Raw genomic sequence first — 5,204 nt, 5'->3', positions numbered from 1 at the left:
TCGATGAGGTCCAGAAGGCGTCACCATTACTCTTGGTATGGCTCTCATCATGCAGGTCTTTCACCCCTTCGAAAACAATCGCCCCACCACTGTCCAGCGTGATGTCCTTGCCACTCTCCAGCTTCGCCACCTGATAGCGCTGATTTCCCTCACTGATCAACGGCCAGGGCGTTGTCCATCAGATAACGAAATTGCTCGCTATCGTCGTTCAGGCCGTTGGTGAGAAAGCGTTGGCCGGTCTGGGCCAGTACGGCGTCGCTGATCAAGCGGGATTCATAACGACCGTCACCGAGGCGGCGCGCGGCTTCATCGGCGCTGGGAGGAATCGGGGACAGACAACATTTAAATCGAAGGAGTACTGTCCCATCCTAAGGAAAACGTGGTCTGTTCCCGTTTGCCCTTCCGACTCGAACGTTTGGCTTTCGTTTTTTTTACTAAATCCCAAAAAATCTAAGCCAACTCTTTGTCTTTTTTTCTAGCTGCGGTGTATGTGTGCTCGGTCCGTTTGGGCGCAGCAAGTCGCCTGGATAATGTGGATGTCCCAAACATTGGCTGTCATCTAATTCAAAAGCCTCGACTGCTGCTACAGCTTCAATGCACCAACGTCCAAAATAGCTGCCCTTTTCCAGTGGGTGTTTTTCAGGATCACCGTACTGGTACCACCACGGTTGCTGCTTGCCGCGTCGGTTGAGTTCCGGGTACCAGCTGTCGACAAACGCTTGCAGAAGAAGGGCCTGTTGCTCCTTGGGTGCATCGAGGGTTTTGAGCAATCGGGCATAGGGTTTTTGATGCAGGAGAACATCTCCAATGACGCGTGATGGCTGGCGACTGGCGATTATTCGATCCAGCAAGATGTCGTTGCCTCCTCCACCAACGAGGGCCAGCAGTCGGTTCCACTGATCGTCAGGAATGTGCAAGACAAGCGCCAGCCCAACCAGCCAGAAACACCAGATATAGTGGTTGAGATCGGATAGATCGAATACCCAATCGCGGCAGGTTTTCAGATTGTGTTCGGCACACACTCCGTCTGCCAGGTCATTCGACAATTCCCAGGTATCGAGAAGTTGGGGGAACAACTGACCAATCTCGAAAACAGAATCGCCTTGGGAATAGCGCCGGAGAATAAGACGCAAAATATCCCTAGACGTATCCCAAACAAACTGAGGCCGATAGATTGGATTACCCGGCGGGGTTTTAATTTGCTCAAGATTCTTAGTGATACTTTCTTCACTATGTTTTGTCCACTTGTCCCAATATCCCTCCCCCCCCAATGAATCCCGGATCATGGTTGTGCTCCTGAAAGATTTGTTTTTGTGCTTAATATTTTGGACGTATCAATGAGCTTTGGCTTACCTAAGGATGCTCCGATCAACTTGCCGCACGGCGGCGGCAAGTCGAAATCTCCTCGGGACGCACCGCTATTTGCAAAAAAACGACCGATGCTTCGTGTATTGAGGGCTATTTCGTCTGGTCTTCCGTGTTAAGCACGCAACTCGCCCATACCCATCAGCTGTTTTCGAGCCATCCACAGGTTTGACAGGGCGAACAGCATGGTCAACTGAGCTGTGTTTTTCATCAGTCCACGAGAGCGCACTTTAACGTAACCAAACTGCCGCTTGATCACCCGAAATGGATGCTCAACCTTGGCCCGTGTCTGAGCTTTGCAGTACTCGATCTTGCGCTTGGCTTTGTACAGCAGGCTGCGTTTATTCAACTTGGAATAGGTGCTGCGGCGCGCTGCGATTTGCCAGATCACTTCACGATTTTCATGCTCTTCACGCTTCTCGACACCGGTGTATCCCGCGTCCGCATACACCGCGTTTTCTTCGCCATGCAGTAGCTCGGCGACCTGTGTGACATCGGCCACATTGGCGGCGGTGCCATGGACGTGATGAACCAATCCCGACTCTGCATCGGCGCCAATATGGGCCTTCATCCCGTAGAAATACTGATTACCTTTCTTGGTCTGATGCATCTCGGGATCGCGCTTGCCTTCCTCGTTCTTGGTGGAACTGGGGGCATGAATAATGGTGGCATCGACGATAGTGCCTTGACGCAGCGACAGGCCTTTTTCTTGTAAATAACCGTTGATGACCGCGAGGATCGCTGGTGCGAGCTGATGCTTCTCCAGCAAGTGCCGGAAGTTCATGATCGTAGTGTCTTCCGGGATCGGCGCGCTCAACGTCAGGCGTGCGAATTGGCGCATGGGCGTGATTTCGTAGAGCGCTTCTTCCATGGCCGGATCGCTCAGGGAGAACCAGTTCTGCAACAGATGGATGCGCAGTATGGTTTCCAGCGGATACGGTTTACGGCCACCGCCGGCCTTGAGGTAGAACGGCTCGATCAGCCCCAGCAGGCCTGTCCAGGGCACGACCTGATCCATCTCGGCGAGGAAGCGTTCGCGGCGTGTCTGCTTACGTTTTCCGGCGTATTCGAAATCGGAAAAGCTCATCTGGCTCATGGGCAGCTCGGATCAGGTTGTCAGGCGTATTTCAGCACAGTTGAAGACTTGTTCGGAGATTCCCTAAAGGTCTTTGATCCACTGCTTCACTCATTATTTTTTGATGCAAACTCCGATCCACTTCAAACACTACAACATTACCATCGGGTCTTTTATTAGAAAAATAATATGAAGCGTGACTTGGGCCATTCGTACTTACACGAAGCTGACCACTACAGCCAGAATTGACGACTATTGTCCCATCCGAAAGAACATTTACATCACAGTACAACTGGAGGAGAAACTACTCTTCGATCAATCCCAGCGCTTCGCCCAAGCTTTCCACAAATTCTGCCTGCTCATCTGAGTATTCCACTGCAATATTTTCAAACTGCGAACACAAAGATGATTTGGTTTCTGAGTCCATCATTTGCAGTGTCGAAGCTAATTGTTCAAGCACCTGAACGGCAGCATCAGAGTTTATTGCCTCCTCCCCCGAAAACTCAAGGAATACAGCAACTTCAACAATAGCTCGTACAATCTGTTTATTGATTTCCTGGCTCATGAATCACCTTCACTGAAATGTTTTTAATTCCTAGCTCATCAAACATTTTCTGAGCTCTGGCTGCCTGAGCTTGAGTAGGTACTTCCCAGCGTGCAGTTAACCCATTTTGACTTAATACGTCAGACTGCCTAAGCGCCTGGTCTTTCGACTTGCTCGTTGTAACAACCGAAATCTTGCGATCAACTAAAACGTCGCCATCTACACCATCGAACTTGACCAACCTCGTTGAGCCATCAGGCATCGTTCTTTCTAGTGCAGGGGCTTGGCCAGATTGGGTTGCAGGATTTGAGCGAGCGCCAGTTGCCGTATCATTGTAATCACGAGCACGCGAACTCATGCCTGCATTCTCATCGACCCACTTGACCTTACTTGAAGCAAGATCATCTACCGCTCCACCTGCGCCTTTTGCACCATTTGTTGTACCCTTTCCTGGCGCAGACCTCAAGGCATCAACTATAGCTTTACCGCCAGCCGCTGCGATACCCGCACCGACAGCGGCGATCATGCCAAAGTTATCCCTTAGGATACTTGTCTGTTCGTCAGAAAGATTCCATTTGGCCTGCAACGCTCCTGCCAGTGCATCGGCGGTATGACCTCCTGCTGCCATCGCCAATATTTGCTGAAAGTCGTGATTTTCGTTGATCAGGGCCTGAAGCGTTCTTGCAGCCGCTGAGGAGCCGTCACCTAAAGCGTCCTTCACCTTATTAAGGTCAGACATGGTATTGGCAACATCTAACGATGTAGGACGGCACAGCTCAACCGCAAACAAGCAATTCTTGATGGCCTCAATATCCTGCTCTTTGCTGATTTCCCTGAACTCTTGAGCAAGACTTGTGCACTCAGCATCCGTCGTACAGGTACTGAGCTTTCTGGCGGCCCTTTGCAGTTGGCTGTGACTCAGGTAGTTATTCTGCGTCGCATTGGCCGCCACGGCGGACGCTATTCCGGCATCCCCACCCGAAGCCGCCGCACCTAGCACACCGACAATTTGCGACAGCGCGAGAATGTTGGCCTGAGCCTGGTTGTACTCCGCAGAGCCCGGAACGAGGTTCGAAGGCAAGAGTTTGTCGCCCAGCAATCCGACCAACACTTCGTTGGCGCCACCTGCCAGCGCTCCGGTGCGGAAATCACCGCCCATCGCTTCTGCCAGCAAGCCTCCCAAGCCCGCATGCAGCAGAATTTTTGCCAAACCACCCTCTGGCAGGGGCAGATCACCAATTTTCCCGGCCCCGACCGCGCCACCAATACTTGCGGCTACGCTGACGGCCGAACTGGCCAGATTGTCCTTGAAGCTTCCGCCGTAAACTGCCGTCTTGATCACCGCGTCGGCGGTCACCTTGATAACCGCGGTATTCAAGCTCTTGACATCAAAGCCAACCTTTCCCGGGTTGTAATTGAGCCCGTCCGTTACGCCGGCCGTAGCAGCAGCCACCACGTAACCTTTGATACTGTCTTTCGAGGTAACGTCCTTGATGACCTTGCCCAGATTGCCCCGGTTGTCGATGGTGCTGACGGTGGCCTTGGTCGCCACACTCAAGGCGCCCGCCTGCATCATCGCGTTCATGCCGGCCATCATCGGCCCCATCACGGCAGCCAACGCAATCGCAATGATCAGCTGCGAAGCCGGCCCTAGTCCCGAGTTGCTGTACTTGAACGACTCATGAATCTCCTTGACCTGCCTCCAGTCCACATCGCCCCGAGCTTCGGCTTGCTTCAACCAGGCCAGTTGCGGATCGGCCTTGACCATCGCATCAATGGTCTGACTGACGCTTTGTTGATTCACCTCTTTGAGGTCGATTTGCAGACCTTCGACGGCTTTGATCGTGATGTTGCCTTTGGCAATCATCTGGGTCTGGCGCAGTGTCTCGTCGGTATTGCCCTTGCCTTTCGATGAGGTCCAGAAGGCGTCGCCATCACTCTTGGTATGGCTCTCATCATGAAGGTCCTTCACCCCTTCAAAAACAATCGCCCCACCACTGTCCAGCGTGATGTCCTTGTCACTCTCCAGCTTCGCCACCTGATACCGCTGATTCCCACCACTGGACAACGTCAGGTCGCCACCGGATTTGATCTGCGTACCGATGTGGGTGACCTGCGTCACCTCATCGCGCTGGGTTTTCTCGGCGCCGAAGCCACCCTTTTTCTTCATGTCATACAGCGTGTAGTCGCGGTCCTGTGCGGCCAGCAGTTGCAGGTCGC

At 52.8% G+C, this 5,204-nt stretch carries 4 protein-coding genes; all 4 read right to left on the bottom strand.

From position 1 onward, the window contains the following. Positions 1 to 434: 434 nt before the first annotated feature. On the bottom strand, positions 435 to 1,286 hold the full coding sequence (locus PMI18_RS09510) for a PoNe immunity protein domain-containing protein (protein WP_007903428.1): 852 nt from the start codon (positions 1,284 to 1,286) through the stop codon (positions 435 to 437). A 194-nt stretch (positions 1,287 to 1,480) separates the two neighbouring features. Beyond that, a complete protein-coding gene (locus PMI18_RS09515) occupies positions 1,481 to 2,461 on the bottom strand; it encodes an IS5 family transposase (protein WP_007903426.1) in 981 nt (326 codons plus the stop codon). Positions 2,462 to 2,744: 283 nt separating this feature from the next. Further along, a complete protein-coding gene (locus PMI18_RS09520; protein ID WP_007903424.1) occupies positions 2,745 to 3,005 on the bottom strand; it encodes a hypothetical protein in 261 nt (86 codons plus the stop codon). Then, on the bottom strand, positions 2,986 to 5,204 hold a 2,219-nt coding region (locus tag PMI18_RS31580), incomplete at its 5' end, for a DUF637 domain-containing protein (RefSeq protein ID WP_007903422.1). The genes PMI18_RS31580 and PMI18_RS09520, both read right to left, overlap by 20 nt.

The sequence above is a fragment of the Pseudomonas sp. GM102 genome, assembly GCF_000282555.1.
Classification (GTDB): Bacteria; Pseudomonadota; Gammaproteobacteria; order Pseudomonadales; family Pseudomonadaceae; genus Aquipseudomonas.
This window is presented reverse-complemented; position numbering and strand designations above follow the sequence as displayed.